16 protein-coding genes are annotated in these 21265 nt (G+C 70.1%); 2 read left to right on the top strand and 14 right to left on the bottom strand.

What is annotated here, in order from left to right; genetic code table 11:
• Positions 1–62: 62 nt before the first annotated feature.
• The 5 genes from B5F79_RS03795 to B5F79_RS03815 all read right to left on the bottom strand — a co-directional run bounded on the left by B5F79_RS03795 (position 63) and on the right by B5F79_RS03815 (position 4815).
• On the bottom strand, positions 63–833 hold the full coding sequence (locus B5F79_RS03795) for a sulfite exporter TauE/SafE family protein (RefSeq protein WP_087217662.1): 771 nt from the start codon (positions 831–833) through the stop codon (positions 63–65).
• Entirely contained in the window at positions 833–2203 is a 1371-nt protein-coding gene (locus B5F79_RS03800; RefSeq protein ID WP_087217664.1) for an amidohydrolase family protein, read from the bottom strand. The genes B5F79_RS03795 and B5F79_RS03800 overlap by 1 nt, the downstream gene beginning before the upstream one ends.
• Positions 2204–2283: 80 nt before the next feature.
• A complete protein-coding gene (locus B5F79_RS03805; RefSeq protein ID WP_087217666.1) occupies positions 2284–2730 on the bottom strand; it encodes a hypothetical protein in 447 nt (148 codons plus the stop codon).
• 1 nt (position 2731) lies between these two features.
• The gene (locus B5F79_RS03810) at positions 2732–3613 is read right to left on the bottom strand and encodes a DUF3100 domain-containing protein (protein ID WP_087217668.1); all 882 of its coding nucleotides are present in this window, start codon (positions 3611–3613) and stop codon (positions 2732–2734) included.
• Positions 3614–3768: 155 nt separating this feature from the next.
• Positions 3769–4815 (bottom strand): hypothetical protein, encoded by a 1047-nt coding sequence (locus B5F79_RS03815; protein ID WP_087217670.1) that lies wholly within the window; start codon positions 4813–4815, stop codon positions 3769–3771.
• Positions 4816–4916: 101 nt separating this feature from the next.
• Here B5F79_RS03815 and B5F79_RS03820 point away from each other — a divergent pair, with 101 nt between their 5' ends.
• The gene (locus B5F79_RS03820) at positions 4917–5882 is read left to right on the top strand and encodes an SPFH domain-containing protein (protein WP_087217672.1); all 966 of its coding nucleotides are present in this window, start codon (positions 4917–4919) and stop codon (positions 5880–5882) included.
• Positions 5883–6157: 275 nt separating this feature from the next.
• Here B5F79_RS03820 and B5F79_RS03825 read toward each other — a convergent pair whose 3' ends face one another.
• From B5F79_RS03825 to B5F79_RS03850, 6 genes are all read right to left on the bottom strand, one after another.
• Positions 6158–6820, bottom strand: a complete 663-nt coding sequence (locus B5F79_RS03825; RefSeq protein WP_087217674.1) for an HAD family hydrolase — start codon at positions 6818–6820, stop codon at positions 6158–6160.
• A gap of 219 nt (positions 6821–7039) precedes the next feature.
• Positions 7040–10030, bottom strand: a complete 2991-nt coding sequence (locus tag B5F79_RS03830; RefSeq protein WP_143786236.1) for an ABC transporter permease — start codon at positions 10028–10030, stop codon at positions 7040–7042.
• A 116-nt stretch (positions 10031–10146) separates the two neighbouring features.
• Positions 10147–13044, bottom strand: a complete 2898-nt coding sequence (locus B5F79_RS03835) for an ABC transporter permease (protein ID WP_158094834.1) — start codon at positions 13042–13044, stop codon at positions 10147–10149.
• 47 nt (positions 13045–13091) lie between these two features.
• Positions 13092–13772, bottom strand: a complete 681-nt coding sequence (locus B5F79_RS03840) for an ABC transporter ATP-binding protein (protein WP_087217682.1) — start codon at positions 13770–13772, stop codon at positions 13092–13094.
• 301 nt (positions 13773–14073) lie between these two features.
• Positions 14074–15132 (bottom strand): sensor histidine kinase, encoded by a 1059-nt coding sequence (locus tag B5F79_RS03845; RefSeq protein WP_241147244.1) that lies wholly within the window; start codon positions 15130–15132, stop codon positions 14074–14076.
• Complete coding sequence (locus B5F79_RS03850; protein ID WP_087217684.1) at positions 15133–15825, bottom strand: response regulator transcription factor; 693 nt, start codon at positions 15823–15825, stop codon at positions 15133–15135.
• A gap of 223 nt (positions 15826–16048) precedes the next feature.
• On the opposite strand from B5F79_RS03850, the gene B5F79_RS03855 reads away from it, so the two are divergent.
• The gene (locus B5F79_RS03855) at positions 16049–17848 is read left to right on the top strand and encodes a carbon starvation CstA family protein (RefSeq protein ID WP_087217687.1); all 1800 of its coding nucleotides are present in this window, start codon (positions 16049–16051) and stop codon (positions 17846–17848) included.
• A gap of 398 nt (positions 17849–18246) precedes the next feature.
• Here the strand turns inward: B5F79_RS03855 and B5F79_RS03860 are convergent, their stop codons facing one another.
• The 3 genes from B5F79_RS03860 to B5F79_RS03870 all read right to left on the bottom strand — a co-directional run bounded on the left by B5F79_RS03860 (position 18247) and on the right by B5F79_RS03870 (position 21100).
• Positions 18247–19632 (bottom strand): TrpB-like pyridoxal phosphate-dependent enzyme, encoded by a 1386-nt coding sequence (locus B5F79_RS03860; RefSeq protein ID WP_087217689.1) that lies wholly within the window; start codon positions 19630–19632, stop codon positions 18247–18249.
• Between the two features lie 222 nt (positions 19633–19854).
• On the bottom strand, positions 19855–20421 hold the full coding sequence (locus B5F79_RS03865; protein WP_143786237.1) for a YgjP-like metallopeptidase domain-containing protein: 567 nt from the start codon (positions 20419–20421) through the stop codon (positions 19855–19857).
• A gap of 91 nt (positions 20422–20512) precedes the next feature.
• Positions 20513–21100, bottom strand: coding sequence for a helix-turn-helix domain-containing protein (locus tag B5F79_RS03870; protein ID WP_206391022.1), 588 nt, complete (start codon positions 21098–21100; stop codon positions 20513–20515).
• Positions 21101–21265: the final 165 nt, after the last annotated feature.

Here is a 21265-nt window from a genome sequence, read left to right on the forward strand (position 1 = left end):
GGGACGTGCCTGAAACGTGCAAGCTCTTGCACGTTTCAGGCACGTCCCCCTTCGTGCAGGCGCTACGAGAGGGCGAGCTGGGCCAGCTTGATGAGCGCCACGGCTATCGACCCTACGGCAACGATGCCCTTGAGCAGAGGCGCGTTGATCCGGTGCGCGTTGAAGCTTCCCAGGAGGACCCCCGCCCCGTGCGCGAGCAGCGCCACGGGCAGGAGCGCCCACACCTCGGTGCCTACGCCGCCGCCCAGGAGGTAGCCCGCCGCCGCGGGGACCGCGATGGCCACCGAGTCCAGGAGCGACATCCCCACCGCCATGCGCGGCCCCACGCCCATGAGCATGAGCACGGGCACCACGAGCACGGGGCCTCCCGCGCCAGAGGCGGCGCACACGACGGCGGTGATCAGGCCGACGGCAAAGAGGCGGCCGGCACCGGGCATGGGGGCGCGGGACGCACCGTCCTTCTCGCTGCCGCGCATGCGGAGAAGAACGGAGGCCCCGGAGCCCAGGACCACGAGGTAGAGGACGACGGTCAGTACCTCAGCGGGCAGCACGACCCCCACCTGCGTGCCGGCGAGCGCCCCGAGGAAGCTGCCGGCGAGCAGCCCCGCGCTCGCACGCAGCGGGAGGTCCCCGGTGCGGCGGTAGGCGGGGCAGCCGAGCGTGCCGGAGACGACGAACGCGGCGAAGGAGAGGGCGAGCCCCTCGACGGGCGCGAGGCCGAGAAAGCCGGCGTAGAACATCGGGAGCAGGAAGCCCGCGATGCCGGTGAGCCCCACACAGGCTCCCACGAGGGCGTTCGCGAGGGCGACGAGGGCGAGCGTGTCGGCGCCCACTACGCGACCGCCCCGCTCTTCTCGGCGGAGCGCGCCGCGGCTTCGGCCATGTCGTCGAGGTGCGCCTGGTAGCCCGCGGCGCGCTCCATGATGGCGGCCTCGTCAAGCGTGAGGACCTCGCGGTCGCGCATGACGAGGCGGCCGTCCACGATCATGTCGCGCACGTCGGCGGCGCCCGCGCACTCCACGAGCGTGTTCACCACGTTGCCGGTGGGATACATGCCGGGGTTCACCAGGTCCACGGTGATGAGGTCCGCCACGGCGCCGAGCTCCACGGCGCCCGCGCCCTCCGTGCCCATGAAGGCGGCGCCGCTCTCGGTGGCCATGTTGACGATGGCGCGCGCCGGCATGACGGCCGGGTCGGCGATGGGCACGCCGTGAGTGACGTTCATGATGGATCGGAAGAGGCGCATCTCCGCCCAGAGGGAGAGGCCGCCGTGGGCCGCGCCGTCCGTGCCGAGGCCCTCGATGACGCCGCGGCTGCGCAGGCTCGGCGTCTCGGGCGTGGCCTTGGCGCAGTTGGAGAACGGGCAGTGGCACACCTTGACGCCGCGCTCCACGAGGATGTTCTTCTCGACCTCCGAGAGCATGAGGCAGTGGGCCCCGAGGAAGCGCTCGGAGAGGACGCCGCCCAGGCGCTCGAGATACTCGAAGGGGCGCACGCCCTGGTTCTGCAGGGTGTAGTTGACCTCGGTCGCGTACTCGTTCATGTGGGCCTGAAGGAGGGCGCCGCGCTCGTTGGCGTGGTCGGCGGTCTTGCGGATGAGCTCCTCGGAGCAGCTCATGAGCGCGCGCAGGGCGTAGGCCACGCGGATGCGGCCATTCGCGGCGCCGTCCCAGCGCTCGTAGAGGTCGTCCGCCGCCGCCACGGCCTCGTCGCAGGTCATGGCTATCGAGGCGGGGAGCCCCGGCTGGTCCATCGTGGAGACGGAGAGCGTGGCGCGAAGACCCGCAGCCTCGTAGACGGAGGCGGCCTCGTCCATGAAGTAGCTGCCGGCGTCCACGAGCGAGGTGGTGCCGGACTTGATCATCTCGAGCGCGGAGAGCTCGGCGGAGAGGCGCATGAGCTCGGGCGTGAGCGTGGACTCGAAGGGCAGCATGATGCGCGTCCAGATCATGGGGAGCTCGTCGAGGACGCGGCCCTTGAGGAGCTGCTGGCCCGTGTGGGTGTGGCAGTCCACGAGGCCGGGCATGACGAGCCTGCCGCGCCCGTCGATGCGCGTGGCGGCCTCGAGCGCGGCGTCTGCCTCGGCGTCGGCGGCGCGCAGCAGGGCGATGCGGCCCGCCTCGACGCCGACGGTCTGGTGGCGCGCGACGCCCGCCGCGTGGGGGAGAAGGACGGTCGCGTCAGAAATCAGAATATCAAGCATGGTTGCCTCCAATATGACAAGGGGACAGTCCCTTTGTCATGTTATGTGGACGAGGGGGGTGATCCCGCTGCCCCTTGGCGCTAGATGGCGCCGGTGAGGGTGAGGAGAAGCTGCGAGATGATGGCCGTGATGACGAAGGAGCCCGTCATGAAGACGATGCCCACGACGACCATCTTCCAGCCCTGGCGAGCGAAGAAGCCGAGCTGGTCCGCCACGCCGATGCCGGCGAACGCGCCCACGAGCGCGAGCGGCGCCGTAAGGTTGATCACGCCCACCGAGGCGATGACGAAGTCGCGCACGGGGCTCCAGGGCCCGGCGACCAGAAGGCCCAGGACGGAGACATAGGCCACGATCGGGAGCTTGAGCGGGATGAGCTTGGTGCACGCCATGCCCGCGAGCGAGAGCGCCACGAGGATGAGGATGCCCGGCAGGCTCTCCACGATGCCCACCTGGAAGCCCACGAGGTTGGCGAGCGCGATGCCCACCGCGGAAACGAGGAAGAGAAACGCCCACTCGGTGCTGCGCATGCTACTCACCGTCCTTCTCGGCCGTGCCGTCCGTGCCTGCCGCGGCCTCGCGCTCGGCGAGCACCGCGGAGGGCTCGTGGCGCAGCGCCGAGAAGCGCGGCTCGAGCGTCCTGTAGAGCCAGGCCGCGAGCGGAAGCGCCACGAACATGGCGAGGTACACGCCGTCGATGCCGGCGATGGTCTGGCTCGCGGAGGCGAGCGCCGTGATCTGGTCTGCCTGGCCGGGGTAGATGGCCCCGAGCACGCCCGTGGCGGCCGCCATCATGATGCCGGCACCCACGCCGGCGGCAAGGCCAAGCGAGAGCGGGTCAAAGAGCCCGAACGCGGCCACGAGGCTGGCGAGAAGCCCGAAGTAGATGGTGCCGAGCATGCCGCCCACCACGTAGATGGCGAGGCTGCCCTTTGCCTCGGGGCTCTCCGCGCCGTAGACGTCCGTGGTGACGGCGAGGTTGGTCTCTCGGTTGATGGAGCTCGCGGCGCCGATGGTCTCGCGCTTGAGGCCGAGGGCCAGCGCCACGGGCACGGCGATGAGGATCGTGAGGATGTCGCCGAAGGCGTGGGCGAAAAGCGCCGGGCCAGCGGAGATGACGGTGTCGAGCGAGGCGCCCGCGTTGATGCCGAGCTTGGCGATGAAGGGGCAGATGGCCACGATCACGAGCTTGGAGGCGGCCTTCACCTGCGGCGTCTTGAAGATCTTGGCCACGCTGGGGCCGGAGAGGATGCCCAGGATCAGGGAGTAGAAGATGGGGAAGAGGATGAGCGTTCCGGGGCCTATGGGAATCGAGATCTGGCCGATGGCGCTTGCCACGACGGCGAAGACCAGGGCCACGAGGTAGATCTTCCACTCGGCGCGGATGCGCTCTGCGAGTGACGCGTAGGACATGGTTCTCCTCTCGCTGCTTTGGGTTTGTGTGCGAGAAGAGATTGGCACGTTATGCGACGTAAACCGTGGGGCTTGCACGAAACGGGACGTGCCTGAAACGTGCAAGCTCTTGCACGTTTCAGGCACGTCCCCCTTCGTGCAAGCGCCCCCTCGGCTCAGTACAGGGCGAGCGCCATCTCGAAGGTGTCGAACAGGTCCTGCTCGTCCACGACCCACGTGTCGTCCACGAGGTCGAGCTCGAAGGTGTACATGTAGGTCTCGGCGCCCTCCCCGAGGTCGGCGAGGACGTCCTCGGCTGCGGCCGCGACGTGCGCGCGGTGCTCGTCCGTGGGCGTTCCGTCGCTCCTGCCCCAGAGGTCGTTGTCGATCAGGTACGTGCCGAAGGCGTCGTCGAGCGCCCAGAAGAGCTCGCTTGCGCCGGGCGAGGTGACGTCGGCGCAGCCCGACGCGGTGCCGTCGCTGAAGGCGTACGCGTAGCTTACCTTGGCGTCCACGTTCTCGAGGAGAAGCGTCGCGAGCGCGCCCGCGTCGAGGCCGAGCTCTGCGGCGCTGTATCCCTCGATGTCGAGCATCTTTGCGTCGAGGTAGGCGGTCACGGTGTCGTGGAGCCTCCCGGAGCCGGGGTCGGCGAGGAGCTCGTCCAGGCGCGCCTGGAGGGCCGTCGCTGCCGCCTCGTCGTCGGCGTCCTGCTCGGGGACGTACTCCTCCCAGTCATCGCTCGCCCAGTCGTCCCCGTCGTCCTCGAAGAAGACGTCCCCGAGGCTCTCCACGGCCTCGCCCGCCCCCTCCACCGCGCTGCCCACGAGGGACGCGGCGCAGCTCACGAGGGAAGAGCCAAAGCTGACGATAAGAACGAGCGCTATGACGACCTTGGTGACGAGGCGCCGGTCCTTCTCGGTCCTCTGCTGCACCTCGCCCGTGGCATCCGCCCTACGCCGTGGGGCTCCCCGCCTTCTGCGCGCTGTCCTGCGGGGCTCGTCTATGGACGGCGCGTCGTAGTCGTGCCCGCGGGCGACGGGCGCCTGGTAGTTGTCCTCGGGCTTGTGGGGCGTGCCGCCGGGCTCGCCGTGCGCGGCGTACTCGACCTCCGGCTCATCGTCCTCGGCGAGGAAGTCGGGCTCGCCGCCGGGCATCTCGGGCTCGCCGGCGTTGAAGGGGTCCACCTGGGACTCGTCTGAGCGAGAGAAGCGGAACGCGGCCACGGCTGCCCCCTCCGTACGGCGAAAATGTTGGTATCAGTATATTGAAACCCGGCCGCGTTGGGTATGCTGTGAGGACCTAACGGGCGTTCTAGGGAGTGCCAATGCCTCAGCTCATCGGTCTCGTTCTTCTCGTCCTCGTGGTCTTTCTCGTTGTCGGCCTCGTGACCGGCAACCTGTTCTTCGTGGTCAAGCAGCAGCACGCCGTGATCATCGAGCGGCTGGGAAAGTTCTACAAGATCGTGGGCGCGGGCTTCCACGTGAAGATTCCGTTCGTGGACCGCAAGGCCGCCACGGTCTCCCTGCGCACGATGAAGAACGGCTTCAACATCGATGTCAAGACCGAGGACAACGTCACCATCGGCCTCGAGATCTCCGCCCAGTACCACGTGAGCTACGAGCGCGGCGAGACCCCGCAGCAGTCCGGCGTCTACAAGAGCTACTACATGCTCCAGCAGCCCGTGGCGCAGATGCGCGACTTCATCACGGACGCCCTGCGCTCCTCGATTCCCGTCTACACGCTCGACGAGGTCTTTGCCAAGAAGGACGACATCGCCAAGGACGTCAACGCCACCGTGTCCGAGCAGATGGCGGCTTACGGCTTCACGCTCGTCTCCACGCTCATCACCAAGATCGCGCTGCCGGCCGAGGTCGAGGACTCGATGAACCAGATCAACGCCGCCCAGCGCACCAAGGCCGCGGCGCAGGACCTGGCCGAGGCGGACCGCATCCGTCGCGTGACCGAGGCCGTGGCCGAGGCCGAGGCCATGGAGAAGGCCGGCGAGGGCATCGCCAACCAGCGTAAGGCCATCGCCTCCGGAATCTCCGAGTCCCTGGCCACCATCCAGGAGACGGGCGTCTCTGCCGCCGAGGCCAACCAGCTCTTCATGTTCACGCAGTGGACGGAGATGATGTCCGACTTCGCCAAGACCGGCAAGAGCTCCACCGTGGTGCTGCCGAGCGACTTCACCAGCACGGCGAGCATGTTCGAGCAGATGGTGGCCGCCGGTGCGGCGGGGGAGGGCGCCAAGGTCCCGCCGGTGCCGCCGATTCCTCCGACGGAGAAGTGACGCACGGCTTCACGGGAAAGACCGTCGCGCCGCCGCACCCGATTGGTTGAGGTGCGGCGGCGCGACGCTTTTTCGGGCCGGTCTGTCGTCCTTTCGCACCGGACGGGTTGGGGTGCGGGAGGACGACGCTTTTGCGGCTGGATTTGTCGACTTCTCGCACCTGATTCAATGGGGTGCAAAAGAGCGACGGAACGCGACGCGGAAGTGTCGTCCTTTCGCACCTGCCCCTGCGCTCCCGACGTGGCGCGGGGCGAGAAGGACCGTCGGCTCGGGTGTCAGCCCAGGATCGCGGCGGGCAGCTCGCGGAGGCTCCCCAGCACGGCGGCGCAGCGTTCGGTGAGGTCGGACGTGGGCGTCGCCCACTCGGGAATGAGGTAGGTGGCCATGCCGGCCGCGCACGCCGCGAGCGCGCCGTTGACGGAGTCCTCCACGGCGGCGCACGAGCGGGGATCGAGGGCCATGCGGCGCGCCGCCTCGAGATAGATGTCCGGCGCCGGCTTGGCGTGCTCGATCTGGTCGCCGAAGGTCATGGACGAGAAGAACGGGGACATCCCAAACCGGTCCATCAGGGGCAGGGCGTGCTCGCGGATCGTCGAGGTGGCGAGCGCCACGGTGATTCCGGCTTCGGTGAGTGCCCGCAGCGCCTCGAGGGCGCCCGCGCAGGGCTCGAGGCTCTCCTCGCGAATGGCGTAGAAGAGCTCCACCTGGTGCGCGAAGAGCCGCTCCGTGAGCGCGGGATCCCCGAGGTGCTCGTTCATGATTGCGCGGGCGTTGGGCAGGCTGCACCCCACGTATGCGTCCCAGATGCGGTCGGGCACGTCGAGTCCCAGGTCAGCCGCGGCTCGGCGCCACGCGGTCTGGCTCACGCGCTCGGTGTCCACGAGGGTGCCGTCCATGTCAAAGATCACTGCCTGCGGCAGGGCGTGCGATGCGCTCATGTGGGTCCTTCTTGGTCGTCGGGGGCGATACCGACGTGGCATTGTATCTGCCCGTGCCCCGGCCGTTCCGCGAGAAAGAGCTTTTGACAAAATCACGACCGTTTGGGACGCGATTTGTGGCAATAGCTCTTTTTTGACGAGCCTGACAGCCTGACAGTTGGCCCCGGGGTTGACAGTTGGCCCCGGGCCAACTGTCAACCCCGGGGCCAACTGTCAGGCTCAAAGCACCTCGCTGCGGAGGGCCTCCACGAGGTCGAGGGCGTGCGTCTTGCGCAGCGCGTAGGCCACACTCGCGGCGAGCACCGCCACCACCACCGCAAACGCAAGTGCCAGGTGGCTCCAGGGCACCACGAACGCAAGGCCGCTCACCGAGAGGGACATCGCCCGCCACAGGGCAAGCTCCACGACGAGCGCGAGCGCCGTCCCCAACGCGAGCCCGCGCAGCGCGTAGTCGGCGCACTCCGCGAGGATCATGCGCCGGAACGCCCGCTCTCCCATTCCGGCGGATCGCAGCGCGGCGAACTCGCGCGTGCGCAGCATCATGCCCGAGGCGATGGTGTTGAAGACGTTGGCCACGGCAATGAGCGCGAGGATCGCGGCAAAGCAGACGAGGAACACCTGGACGGTGAAGGACATTGCGCGGGCGTCGCGCTGCTGGGCGATGAGGTTGCTGGTGCCGAGGCTCTCGACGCCGGGCAGGCCCGAGGCTGCGTCCTGCATCTGGCGCAGGACCTCGGCGTCGTCCGCGCCTGCCGCAAGGCGAACGTGGTGGCACGCCCACGGCGTGCGCGAGCCGTCGAGAAGCGCCTCGAGCGCGCCGGGGGACTCGCGCACGGCGCGCGCCGGCATGACGAGGGCGGGGAAGTCGCCCTTGAGCTGCGCCGCGCTCACGGAGACGTGCTCGCCGAGGTCGTCGGGTGAGGTTACCGTGACCGGCAGGCTCGCGGCGACGTGCGTCGCCTCCCCAACGGGAACCTCGACCTGCCCGGAGAGGTCCGAAGCGCCCTCCGGCACGTAGTAGGCGGCCGGCTCGCCGTCGCCCCAGGCGATGAGGGGGTCGCCGTAGCCCTCGCGCGCGTCCAGCGCGAGGAGCTCGACCGCGCCGCTCGTGCCGGGCGCCAGGAGCTCGCGCTCTCCGTAGCGCATGCCGTCGGTCGCGCTCACGGTGCTCACGAGCAGGGCGGAGAGGCGTGCCGGGTCGGCGTTCTCCGCGGCTACGACGCCGGCGTCCGCGAGCGCGCGCCAGCTTGTGTCGTCCACGAGATAGATGCTCGCGGAGGCGGTGCCGTCCGCAGAGGCGTTGACGCCGCCGCTCGACCCCGGGACGACGCCCTCGGGCGTGACGGGGACAAGAGCCTCGGAGAGGCGCACCGTGGCCTGGGCCTGCACGTCGTAGGCCGCTGTCGAGACCCCCTCGATCGCGGCGATGCGCCCGAGCATGCCGTCTGCGGTGTCGAGGGCCGCCGAGCGCGCGTCCTTCTCGCCCGCGGCGTCTGGTCCGCTCTCGTCGGCGACCGTGAGCTCGAGGTCGTATGCGAACGCGCCCTCGCCGTAGGCCACGCCCACGGCGCCGGAGAGCATGTCGTTCACCACGCCCGCGGTCACCAGAAGCGTCACGGAGACGGCGAGGGAGAGCACCGCCACGCGGGCCTTGCCCGCCGAGACCAAGAGGGTGCGGCGGGCGAGAAACGCCGGCATGCCGCCGAGTCGCGCCGCGAGGCCGCGCGGGCGGTGACGATCGGGGGAGAGGTCGTCCAGGGCGCTGTGGCGACGTCTGAGGGCGCGGCGCAGGCGGCGGTTCGGACGCACGTCGGCAGCCTGGCGGATGGCGTCCACGGCTGAGACCCGCCCCGCACGCACGGCCGGCACCATGGCGCTCACCAGCAGCGCGAGCACGGCGAGAAGGACCGTGAGGCCCACGCACCACGGGCGCACGGAGAGCGTCACCGCGGAGGCCGTGCCGACCATGCGGGCCCAGCCCGTCCCGGTGACGGCGAAGGCGGCTGCCGCGCCCGCCAGGCCGAGCAAAACGCCGAGCGGGATGCCCGCGGCGCCCACGACGGCTGCCTCCACGAGCACGGCGTGCCTGAGCTGGCGGCGCGACGCGCCGAGCGAGGAGAGCAGGCCAAACTGCCGCGTGCGCTCGGAGACCGAGATCGTGAAGGCGTTGGTGATGAGGCTCACCGCGGCCGCCACCACGACGGTGGCGAGCGTGGCTGCGAAGATGCCCAGCGTGTCGAAGATGAGGCGGTCCGGGGTGAGGCCCTCGTAGGTCAGCAGGCCCGTGTTGAGGGCGGTCGGACGGTCGTCGTCCGCGGGGCGCAGCGTCTCGACGAGCCCCTCGAGCTCCTCGTAGCTTGCGCAGGAGGTCGAGAAGTACGCGGTCTCGCGGGGGATGGTCGCGCCCCCGGTGGCGTCGGTGCACACGTAGGCGGTGTGGCCCGGGATCTCCCAGTCGGGGTCGACGAAGCCGACCACGGTGTAGGTGCGCGGCTCGGAGGCGCCCTCGAGCGTCTCGGCGATCTGGCCCTGCTCGACGTTGGGCGAGCCGTACGGGTCGGTGCCCACGATGACGCTCTGGTACATGACGCTGTTCTCGGCACCGACCTCCTGGGCCGCCCCGTCCTCGTAACGCGCGACGCGCCGGCCGAGGACGAGCGTGACCTCGGAGCCCACGGCGAGCGGGCCCTCTGCCGCCACCCCGGCATCGACCCCGGGGAGCTCCGAGGCACCGGGAGAGAGCTCGACGCCGCGCAGGTTGGAGGTGAGCGCGATCTCGCCGTCCCTCTCGGGCAGGCGGCCGGAGTCGAGGGCGGGGCTCGGAATCACCTCGTAGGCAAGGTCGCCCCGGGCGCGCGCGGTCCCGCCCTGCTCCTGCGGCAGCGTCAGGACGGAGAGGTAGGTGCCGCACGCCTTGGCGTCATCTGCCGAGAAGGGCGCGGCGCCGAGGTCGCGCCGGGTGGCCAGCCGGTCGAGTCTCGCGCCCGCGACCTCACGCAGCCGCTCGAGCTCGGCGTCGTCGGTCTCCCAGAGCTCAACCTGCCAGACGCCGCCCGTCTCGCGGCTCTGGTTGGCGAGCCCCTCCTGGAGGCTCGTCACGCTGGCGAGCACGGCCATGAGGAGGCCCGTTGCCAGCGCGATGCCCACCACCGTGACGGCGGTGCGTACACGGTTGGCAGCCAGCGACCTCAGCGTGTACCTCACGAACACGGAGTGTCCCAAAGAGGGACAGGACACTTTTGGGACACGGGGAGCGGGGCCGCCGGGACTTTTGGGAACGCCTGTCCCGTATCCCAAAAGTGTCCTGTCCCTCTTTGGGACACCCATCACATCACGTCCGATCTGAGGGCGTCCACGAGGTTGAGGGCGTGCGTCCTGCGCAGCGCGTAGCCGGCGCTCAGGGCGAGCACGGCCACCACCACGGCAAACGCCAGCGCCACGTGGCCCCACGGCATCTCGAGCACGAGCGTGGAGATCGAGCCGCTCATCGCCTGGAAGAGGGCGTAGTTGATCAGCGTCGCCAGGGCCACGCCGCCAACGAGCCCCTTGACGGCCACGTCGGAGCACTCGGCCACGATCATGCGCCGGAAGCTGCGTCGCCCCATGCCCGCGGACTGCAGCGCCGCGAACTCACGCGTGCGCAGCATGAGCCCGGAGGCGATGGTGTTGAAGACGTTGGCGACGGAGATCGCCAGCGTGATGGCCACGAAGCAGTAGAGGAACACGTTGACGGTGAGCTCCATCGCGCGGCTCTGGCGGGCCAGCTCCGCGAGGTTGTAGGCCCCCAGGGAGCCGTAATCCGCGACGTCCTCCAGCGCCTCTTCCAGCGCGTCGAGCGTCTCGGCGTCGTCGGCCCCCGGCGCAAGCGTCGCATAGACCGTGCTCGAGGACATCCCCTGGCGCACGGTCTCGTTGGCGCCGCTCGCCGCCACGGCGCGCGCGGGCATGATGACGTTGGGGGCGTTGGCGCCCAGGTCGTCTGCCGAGAAGGACGAGGCATCGCCGAGCCCCTCCGCATATGCGGCCACGGGCACCTGAGCGACGGCGGCCATCCCCAGCTCGTCCGCCGGCGCGGCCAAGACGGTCTCCATCGTGTCGTCGTCGGTGGTGACGAGGCCGAAGGTGCCGTCGTCTGCGGGCCCGAGCCACTGGTCAGCGGACATGTTCTCGGGGTCGGCAAGCAGCTCGATCGTGTCAGCCGCTCCCGTGAAGGGACGCACCGTGCCATAGGTCTCGTCGTTGGTGACGCTGGCGGCGTTGAGGACGACGCAGGAGAGCTCGGCAGGGTCCTTCTCGGCATCCGAGAGTCCGAGCGACTCCGTGAGCGCGCGCCACGTGGCGTCGTCGAGCAGAACGAGATGCGCGGATCCGTAGCCTGAGGCGTCAAGGTAGTATGCGCCGTAGGGGCTCTCCTGCATGAAGGTCTCGAGGGCATCCCCGTCCACGCCGGCGGCGTCGAGGTGAAACGCCGCGGAGCCCTGTGAGGTGACGCTCGCCGCCGACACGCCCGCGATCTGCTCGGTGCGCCCGGCGAGCGCGTTGGTCTGCGCCACGAGGTTGCCGACGGGGAGGTAGTCGTCGTCCGTCTCGGCGAAGAGGCTCACCCTGAGGTCGGCGGTGCCCGTGTCGATATAGCCCGTGGCGCCGTGGAGGTAGTCGCTCACGAGTCCGGCGGTCACGAGCAGTGCCACGGAGACGGCGAGGGCGATCACGGAGACCCGCTGCTTGCCGGCCGAGACCGCGAGCGTTCGCCGGGCGAGAAACGCCGGCATGCCGCCGAGGCGCGCTGCGAGGCCGCGGGGCCGGCGACGGTCGGCGGAGAGGTCGTCCAGGGCGGTGCGGCGTCGCGCGAAGACGCGGCGCAGGCGGCGGCTCGGGCGGATGTCGGCCGAGGAGCGGATCGCGTCGACGGCAGAGACCCGACTCGCGCGCAGGGCGGGCGCGAACGCGCTCGCGAGCAGCGTGACCGCCGAGAGCCCGACGGCGAGCGCGAGGTCGGCGGGCGCCACGACCAGGCTCACCGAGGTCGTCTCCCGCAGCATCGCCGTCCAGCCGTCGGCCGTGACGGCAAAGGCGACGGCGGCCCCGCCCACGCCGAGCGCGAGCCCCAGCGGGATGCCCACGAGCCCGAGGACACCGGCCTCCACGAGGACGGTCCTTCTCAGCTGGCGGCGCGACGCCCCGAGCGACGAGAGCAGGCCGAACTGGCGCGTGCGCTCGGAGATGGAGATGGTGAAGGCTCCCGATATGAGCGAGACGGCGGCCACCATGATTACGACGGCGAGCACCGCCGCGATCTGCGCGAGCGAGTCGATGATGGCGCGGCCTCGGTCGAGGCTCTGATAGATGAGAAGGGTTGTGTTGTAGCTCCACGAGTCGACGCCGGCGGAGGTGATGGCGTCGCCAATTTGGCCCGCGCTCTCATAGCCGACGGTCGAGAAGTACGCGGTGCCGGCGACCTCTCCGGAGGCGGTCGCGGCGGGCTCGTCGTAGCAGACGAAGGCGGCGCTGCCCGTCTCGTAGCCCGTCTCGACGAAGCCGACCACGGTGTAGGCGCGCGGCTCGCCCACGTCGGAGAGCGTCTCGCCGTCCATCAGCGAGGCGCCGGAGTGCCAACGGTGCGTCGGGTCCGTTCCGTCATGGCGCTGCCCGAGCGCGAGCGTGACCGTGGAGCCCATCTCGAGCGGGCCGTCTGAGACGGCGCCCGCCTCGACTCCGGCGATCTCGGAGGGGCCGGCGGTGAGCTCGGCCCCCTGAAGATACGTGGGCAGCGCGATTTCGCCCGCTCGCTCGGGGAGGCGCCCCTCGGCCACGGTGGGCCCTGGGATGACAGCGTACTGGTCGTCGCCGGCAGAGCGCGCGGTGCCGGCCTGCTCCTCGGGCAGGGAGAGGACGCCGAGATGCGTGCCGTTGTCCTCGGCGCTCTCGACGCTGAGCACGGCGGCCCCGAGGTCGCGGCGCAAAGCGAGCCGGTCGAGGTGCTCGCCCGTTGCGGCGCGCAGCTCGTCCACCGTCTCGTCGTCCTCGTAGGTGAAGCCGGCCTGCCAGACGCCGCCGGAGGCGCACGACTGGGCTATGAGCGCCGCGCGCAGGCTCGTCACGCTCACGAGCACCGCAGCGAGCAGCCCCGTCGCCAGCGCGATGCCCACCACGGTGACGGCGGTGCGCACGCGGTTGGCCGCTAGCGACCGCAGCGTGTACCTCACGAACACGGAGTGATTCAAAAGGGGCCTGCCCCCAATTGAATCACGCAGGTGCCTGGCGGCCATGGCTAGCGCACCCTCGTGTCGGAGGCGATGCGCCCGTCCTCGAGGGCGATCACGCGGTCCGCCGTGAGCGCGATGTCCTCGTCGTGCGTAATCACGATGAGCGTCTGCCCGAGCTCCCTGTTGGACTTTCGAAGCAGGGACATGATCTCGGCCGAGTTCCTGGAGTCGAGGTTGCCGGTGGGTTCGTCCGCCAGCACGACGGCCGGCGCGTTCATGAGGGCCCGGCCTATGGCCACGCGCTGCTGCTGGCCGCCGGAGAGCTGGTTGGGGAGGTGGTGCTCGCGTCCCTCGAGGCCGAGCACGTGGAGCATGTTGGTGAGGCGCCTCTCGTTGACGGCCCGGCCGTCCATGAGGACGGGCAAGCACATGTTCTCCACCACGTCGAGGACGGGCACGAGGTTGTAGAACTGGTACACCAGCCCCACCTCGCGCCTGCGGAAGACCGCGAGCTGCTCGTCGGAGCGCTTGAAGACGTCCTCGCCGTTGAGCCTCACGGTGCCGGAGGTGGGCCGGTCCACGCCGCCCATCATGTGGAGCAGCGTGGACTTGCCGGAGCCCGAGCTGCCTATGATCGCCACGAACTCGCCCGCCCCGACGGAGAAGCTCACGTCGTCGAGCGCGCGCACGGCGGTGTCGCCGCTGCCGTAGGTCTTGGTGAGGTGCTCGATCTGCAGGATGTCCATGCTGCCTCCTCGTTCTTGTCGTCAATTCTATGATGGGGGAGGGTGGCTGCGCGGCCGTGACGCGCACGTGACGGATTCGTCACGCTGGACGCATCGCCGCCGCGAGTCGAGCCGCGAGGGTATGCGCGCGGCCCCGGAGGGTATGTACACCCAGCCATCGAGTGCGGGCAGAAAACCCGCAGGTCAGAGCTCTGCCGAGAAGAACGCGCCGAAGGGAAGGCGTACATACCCTCGAGGGGTGGCGTACACACCCTCTCGAGTCGGGGCCGGCGCCCGGAGCCGGGCGTCCCCGGTGCCCGTCCTACACCACGGCCTTGAAGAACACGACGTCGAAGCGCGCCCCGCCGCCCGCGGCGCTGCCCGCGCGGATGGATCCGCCCTGGGCGACGACGAGGCTTTGCGCAAGTGCAAGCCCGATGCCCACGCCCGCGGGGTCGACCTCGGAGCCCGCGCCCGCCGCCCGCGCGTCCTTCTCGCCCCCGCGATAGAAGCGCTCGAAGACGTGCGGCAGGTCCTCCGGGGCGATGCCGGGTCCCGTGTCCTCCACGCAGAGCCTGAACGCGAGCGCGTCCTCGGCGCAGCTCACGCGCACCTCGCCGCCCGCGGGCGTGTGCTCGAGGCAGTTCTTGAGCACGTTCTCGAGCGCCTCCGCGGTCCAGGAGAGGTCCCCCTCAAAGCCCGCCCCCGCCGGAGTGTCCACCACCAGCCGCACGTCCGCGAGGTCGAAGGCCACGGCCAGCGGCTCGGCCGCCCGCGCCACGAGCTCGGCGCCCTCCACGCGGGCGCGCACGAAGCTCACCACGCCCGCATCGATGCGCGCGAGCTTGAGCAGGCTCGCCACGAGCCACTCCACGCGGTCCTCGAGCCGCTCCATCGTGCGCAGCCGCGCGACCTCCGCCTCGTGCGCGCCTGCGGCCACGAGGTCGCGCCGCACGAGCGAGGTCATGAGGGCGAGCGAGGTGAGCGGCGTCTTGAGCTGGTGGGATATGTCCGCGAGGGCGTCTGCGAGGGCGTTTCTCTCGTGCTCGAGGTCCTCGTTGGCGAGGGTGAGCCGGCTGCGCATCTTGTCGAGCTCCGAGGCCAGGATGGCCAGCTCGCCCTCGCGCATGCGCTCGAGGCTCACGTCGCGCGAGCCGTGGAGGATGTCGTCCACCTGCGCCGCCAGGCGCGCGAGCGCACGGTAGCGCGCCCGCGTGGCAACGAGCCACACGACGAGCAGGGCCGCCGCTGTTCCCGCGACGCACGCCGCCGCCACCGGCCCCGCCAGGTGCCACGCGCAGACGGCGCCGGCGGCACCAACGACGACGGACGCCGCGACCGTCCTTCTGACCTCGCGGTTGCGCAGGAGCACGACCGTCACCTACTCTCCGCCGCCCGCGCGGTAGCCCAGGCCCCTCACGGTGACTATGAGGGAGGGGTCGGACGGGTCGTCCTCGAGCTTGTCGCGCAGGCGCTTGATGTAGACCGAGAGCGTGTTCTCCTCAACGTAGGCGCCGGCGTCGTCCCAGAGGGCCTCGCGCATCATGTCGCGCGTGACCAGGCGTCCCGCGTTCTTGGCAAAGAGGAGCAGCAGGCGGTACTCAAGGGCTGAGAGCACGACCTCCCGCCCGTCCTTCTCCACGTGCGCCCGGTCGGGGTCTATGGTCACGCGCCCCAGGCGCAGGACGGTGCGCTCCGGGTGCGCGCGGCGGATGGCAGCGCGGATGCGCGCCACGAGCTCGCGCGGGCGGAAGGGCTTGGCCACGTAGTCGTCGGCGCCCATGGTGAGCCCGGTCACGGTGTTGAGCTCGTCGTCCGCGGCGGTGAGAAAGATCACGGGGACGCCCGGCGTGGCGGACTTGATGGCGTTGCACACGGCAAAGCCGTTGCCCTGCGCGAGCGTCAGGTCCACGAGCGCGAGCGCATAGTCGGCGTGCGGGCGACAGGCGAGGGCCACGGCTCCCGCCTGGGTGGGGGAGGAGTCCACGACAAAGCCCTCGTTGGCCAGGAGCTCGGAGAGCCCCTCCACGATGAGCGGATCGTCCTCGGCGAGCAGAATGCGCGGCTGGTGCACGGGTCTCCCTCCCTCGTCTCCTGCTCTGAGTATAGGCGCCGAGAAGAGCGCGGTCCCGTGACGGTTCCGTCACGGTGGCGAAGCCCCCGTCCCCCGTCACGTTCCGTGAACGGTATGTTTCTCGCCGGTTAGCGGTCAGAAACCATGTCCGTAACGCGTCAGGCAGACAGATGTTAAGCGCGCAACATGTCGTGCGGTTCCAACGATCCGCAAAGGGGGAAACATGAACGGAATCGTCATCGTGCTCGTGGCGGCCGTGGTGCTCGTCGCCGGGTACCTGCTCTACGGCCGCTGGCTCGCGCGTGCGTGGGGCATCGACGCCGAGGCCATCACGCCGGCACGTCGCCTGGAGGACGGCAAGAACTTCTCGCCCGCCTCGTGCTTCACCGCCTTCTCGCACCAGTTCAGCTCCATCTGCGGCGCCGGCCCCGTCACGGGCACCATCGCCGCGATGATGTTCGGCTGGCTTCCGGTGCTGCTGTGGGTGCTCGTGGGCGGCATCTTCTTCGGCGCCGTGCACGACTTCGGGGCGCTCTACGCCTCGGTGCGCAACAACGGCAAGTCGCTCGCCCAGCTGATCGAGAAGTACATCGGCCACACCGGCCGTCGCCTGTTCCTGATCTTCTCCTGGCTCTTCACGATCATCGTGATCGCTGCCTTCGTCGACATGGTCGCGGGCACGTTCAAGGCGACCTTCGACGCCGCGGGCGCCGTTGATGCCGCCGTCTCCTACGCGGGCGGCGCGGCCGGCACGATCTCGATCCTCTTCACCTTCGTGGCCATCGCCTTCGGCTGGATAAACCGCCGCTTCGGCCTCTCCGGCTGGAGGGAGCTCCTGCTCGCCGTGGTCCTCTTCGTCCTGATGTTTGCCGTGGGCATGCAGTTCCCGGTCTACCTGGACAAGAACGGCTGGTTCGCCGTCATCATGGTCTACCTGCTCTTTGCCGCCGCCATGCCAATCCAGACGCTCAAGCAGCCGCGCGACTACCTCACCTCCATCATGATGCTCGTCATGATCGCGTGCGCCGTCATCGGCGTCTTCGTGCTCGGCGCGGGCGGCCAGGCCACCATGACCGCGCCGATGGTCGCCGACCTCGACGCCCTCGCCGCCAAGGGCAGCTACGTCTTCCCGCTGCTCTTCGTCTCCGTGGCGTGCGGCGCGCTCTCCGGCTTCCACAGCCTCGTCTCCACCAACACCTCCTCCAAGCAGGTGTCCAGCGAGAAGGACGCGCTGCCCGTGGGCTACGGCGCCATGGTGCTCGAGTCCTTCGTGGGCGTGCTCGCCATCGTCTTCGCGGCGATCATGTTCTCCGACCTCAACACCGCCGGCACGGGCCTGCTCAACAACGGTGCGGCGGCGACCCCGTTCCAGATCTTCTCGCAGGGCGTCGCGCGCGGCATGACGGCCTTCGGCGTGGACTCCACGCTCGCCACCGTCTTCATGACGATGTGCGTCTCCGCGCTCGCGCTCACCTCCGTCGACGCCGTGGCGCGCATCGGCCGACTCTCCTTCCAGGAGTTCTTCGCCAAGAGCAACGATGCGGCAGAGGAGGCCGGCGCTGGAGCGACCGGCGCGGCCAGGTTCTTCTCCAACACCTGGGTCGCCACCGTGCTCACGCTGGCGCTGGGCCTCGCCCTCGCCTTTGGCGGGTACAACAACATCTGGCCGCTCTTTGGCGCGTCCAACCAGCTGCTCGGCGGCATGACGATGATCATGCTCGCGGTCTTCTGCAAGTGCACGGGCCGCAAGGGATTCATGCTCTACGTGCCGGTGGCCTTCCTGCTGCTGAGCACCTTCACCTCGCTCGTCCAGAGCATCATCGGCTGCGCGAGCGCCCTCGCCGCGAGCGGCGCGGCCGTGATCGCGACCTCGGGCCTGCAGCTCGTCTTTGCCATCCTGCTCGTGGTGCTCGGCCTCATCGTGGCCTACAACTGCCTGAAGGAGCTCTTCACCAAGGATGCCGGGTCGCTCCCCGACGAGGAGCCCGAGTGGTCCGAGCTCGGTCGGGAGCACTGCGCGTAGCGGTCGCGCGCTGATAGCCCTCCCGTGGCCCCGCCGTCCCTGGGACGGTGGGGCCTTTCTCGCGTCGGGCGCCGGCCCGGGTCCTGCCGCGTTGCGGGATTCGGGGCTGTGGCAGCCGGCGGCAGGAGAGCGTTGCGGGTTCCGGGGCTGTGGCAGCCGGCGGCGGGGGAGCGTTGCGGGATTCGGGGCTGTGGCGGGGATTGCTCTGCCATGAGCCCAGATTCCGCAACGGGGGCGGAGAGATTCGCAGGTCGCCTCTCTTCTCGCATGCCACAGCCCCCAATGACGCAACGCCGCGGGCGAAGGGAGTGCCATGGCCTCCGATTCCGCGACGGCCTGCGCCCGCCGCGGGCGAGAAGGACGCGCGGCCGCAGGTCCTTCTCGCCGAGCGTCGGGCGCTACTGGATTCCCGGGACGTGCGGAATCGTGGCGAAGCCGGCCTCGAGCTCCTCGTCGGTGGGGACGTGGTCCTCCATCTCGCCGCGGTTGTATCTGTCGTAGGCGACCATGTCGAAGTAGCCCGTTCCCGTGAGGCCAAAGAGGATGGTCTTGGCCTCGCCGGTCTCACGGCACCTCTCGGCCTCGCGCATGGCCACGAGGATGGCGTGGGCGCTCTCGGGCGCCGGCAGGATGGTCTCGAGCTTGGCGAACCGCTCGCCCGCCTCGAAGACCTCCGTCTGGCGCACGGCCACGGCCTCGAGGTAGCCGTCGTGGTGCAGCTTGGAGACGATGGGGCTCATGCCGTGGTAGCGGAGTCCTCCCGCGTGGTCGGGGCTGGGGATGAAGCCGTTGCCGAGCGTGTACATCTTCACGAGAGGGCAGGTCTGGCCCGTGTCCGCGAAGTCGTAGGCGTACCGGCCGCGCGTGAGCGAGGGGCAGCTCGCGGGCTCCACCGCGACGAAGCGCGTGCCGGGACGCTCTCCGCGCAGCTTGTCGCGCATGAAGGGGGCGATGAGGCCGCCGAGGTTGGAGCCGCCGCCCGCACAGCCGATCACGACGTCCGGGTACTCGCCTATCGCGCGCAGGGCCTCGTAGCTCTCGAGGCCTATCACGCTCTGGTGGAGCACCACCTGGTTGAGGACGCTGCCGAGCTGGTAGCGGCCGCGGTTCTCCGGCACGTGGAGGGCCCGCTCCACGGCCTCGGAGATGGCGGTGCCGAGCGAGCCGGAGGAGTCGGGGTGGGCGGCCAGGATGCGCCGTCCCGCCTCGGTGGTGTCGCTCGGCGACGGCGTCACCGTGGCGCCGAAGGTCTCCATGATGTTGCGCCGGAACGGCTTCTGCTCAAAGGAGCACTTGACCATGAAGACGTCGAGGTCAAGGCCATAGTGCGCGGCGGCCTCGGCAAGCGCGGTGCCCCACTGCCCCGCGCCCGTCTCGGTGGTGATGGTGGTGAGGCCCTGCGCGGCGGCGTAGTAGGCCTGTGCGAGCGCGGAGTTGAGCTTGTGGGAGCCGCTCGTGTTGTTGCCCTCGAACTTGTAGTAGATGTGCGCGGGCGTGTCGAGCGCGCTCTCGAGGTTGTACGCGCGGCACAGTGGGCTCGGCCGGTAGACCTTGTACATCTCGCGCACGGGCGCGGGGATCTCGACGTAGGCGGTGTCGTCGTCGAGCTCCTGGTCTATCAGCGCGTCCGCGAAGACGGGCGCGAGGTCCTCGTGCGTGGCCACGGCGCCGTTTGGCAGGCGCATGGGCTCGGGCTTCTCCGGCATGTCCGCCCGCAGGTTGTACCAGGCGGTGGGAATCTGGCTCTCGCCGAGGTAGGTGCGGTAGGGGGTGGTGCCGGTCATGACGCGCTCCTTTCGCAGTGGGTTCTTCTCGCACAAGAAAAGGGCCCCCGGAACTGAGTCCGAGGGCCCTTATGCATGCGTGAGTGGCCTCGTCAGTCCGAGAGGGGAGTCGTCCTTGTCCACCACCACGCGCCAGCGCCGGCTGCGGCCGGAGCGCCGAGAAGAGCGATGTGCGCGAGACGGGACATGGGCGGCATCCTTTCGGTGACGATTGAGGAAAGGCTACAGGTCCCGTGTTTCCGCAGCGTTGCCGGGGAGAGAAGTGCCCGTTGCCGCCAGCTCCCGCGCCTCCCGGCGAAGGAGGGCCCGCGCGGCGCGCTCGTTGGGGTACGCGCGGGCGAGAAGAACGTGGAACCTCTGGTTGTGGCTCGGCTCGAGAAGGTGCGTGAGCTCGTGGGCCAGCACGTAGTCGAGGCAGGTGGGCGGGTAGGCGGCAAGGCGCACGTTCACGCGGATCCGCCCCGTGCGCGGGGTGCACGAGCCCCAGCGCGTGGACATCGCGCGCAGCTGCCAGGCGGTCGCGCGGGCGCCCACCGCCTCCTCCGCGCGCTCGACCGCCGCCGGCAGGGCGCGCGCGAGCTCGGCGCGGTAGAGCTCGTCGGGGGCGGTGCCGGCGGGAAGCGTCACGAGCGCGCCCCAGAGGGGGACGAGGCCGTCGTCCGGCGTCCCCTGCGACCGGCGCGCCACGTGGGTGCGAAGCCACGCCTCGTGCCCCTCCAGGAAGCCGCGCGCCTCCGCCAGCGAGGTGCGCGGAGGTATGGAGAGGTGGGCGGTGCCGTCCGCGCGCACGCGCAGGTTGAGCCTGCGGACGCGCTTGCGCTCGACCTCGACCTCGACGCCCCCCCACGACGAGGGTCCGGGTTGCCCGAGCTCCCACGCCCTAGCCGCCGACCCTCATGAGCGCCTCGATGGCGAGGGCGAGCGGCACGCCCTTGAGCGCCCAGCCAAGGAAGGTGAGCGGGTACTCGTTGTCATCCGGGCGCGCGCCGTTCTCGATGTAGTCGGCGACGTCGCGCGCCGTCTTCAGGCCCGCCTCGCGCTCGAGGGAGAAGGCGCGCCAGGAGAGCCACAGCGTGGGCAGGAGGAGCGCGGCGTAGACGGCCCAGTGCACCTGCCCGAGGCCGAGGATGCGAGCGATCTCGATCGCGAACACGGCCACCCAGCCGAGGCAGAGGGCCCCGTAGATGGTCTTGAGCTCCGAGCGCGACGCCTCGGCGAGCTCCGCCATGCGCCTCCTCTCGTCCTCGCCCAGAAGCTCCGGGAGGCCCATGCCCAGCGTGGATGCCGCGCCCACGAGGCTCTGGATGTCGGGGAGCGTCTTGCCGCGCTCCCAGTTGGAGACCGTCTGCCTCGAGACGTGGAGCTCCTCCGCGAGCGCCTCCTGCGTGAGGCCGCGCCCCTCGCGCGTCTGACGCAGCCGCTCGCCCACCCGCTCCCTGTCGCAGTCCTCCATGCGCACCTTGCCCACGGCGCACCTCCCTTCGTCCGCTCAGAGTATGGCACGACGGCGCGACGGTGTCTGTCAAAAGTCTTTTGCGGCGCGGGTTTTCCGAGGTCGCGTGAGAGGGACAAACCGTGCGACCGAGCCACCCGGTCGTGCGGGCAGGTCTGCGCGAGGGGTCGTTTGGGTACC

This window comes from Olsenella sp. An285, assembly GCF_002159625.1.
Lineage (GTDB): Bacteria > Actinomycetota > Coriobacteriia > Coriobacteriales > Atopobiaceae > Thermophilibacter > Thermophilibacter avicola.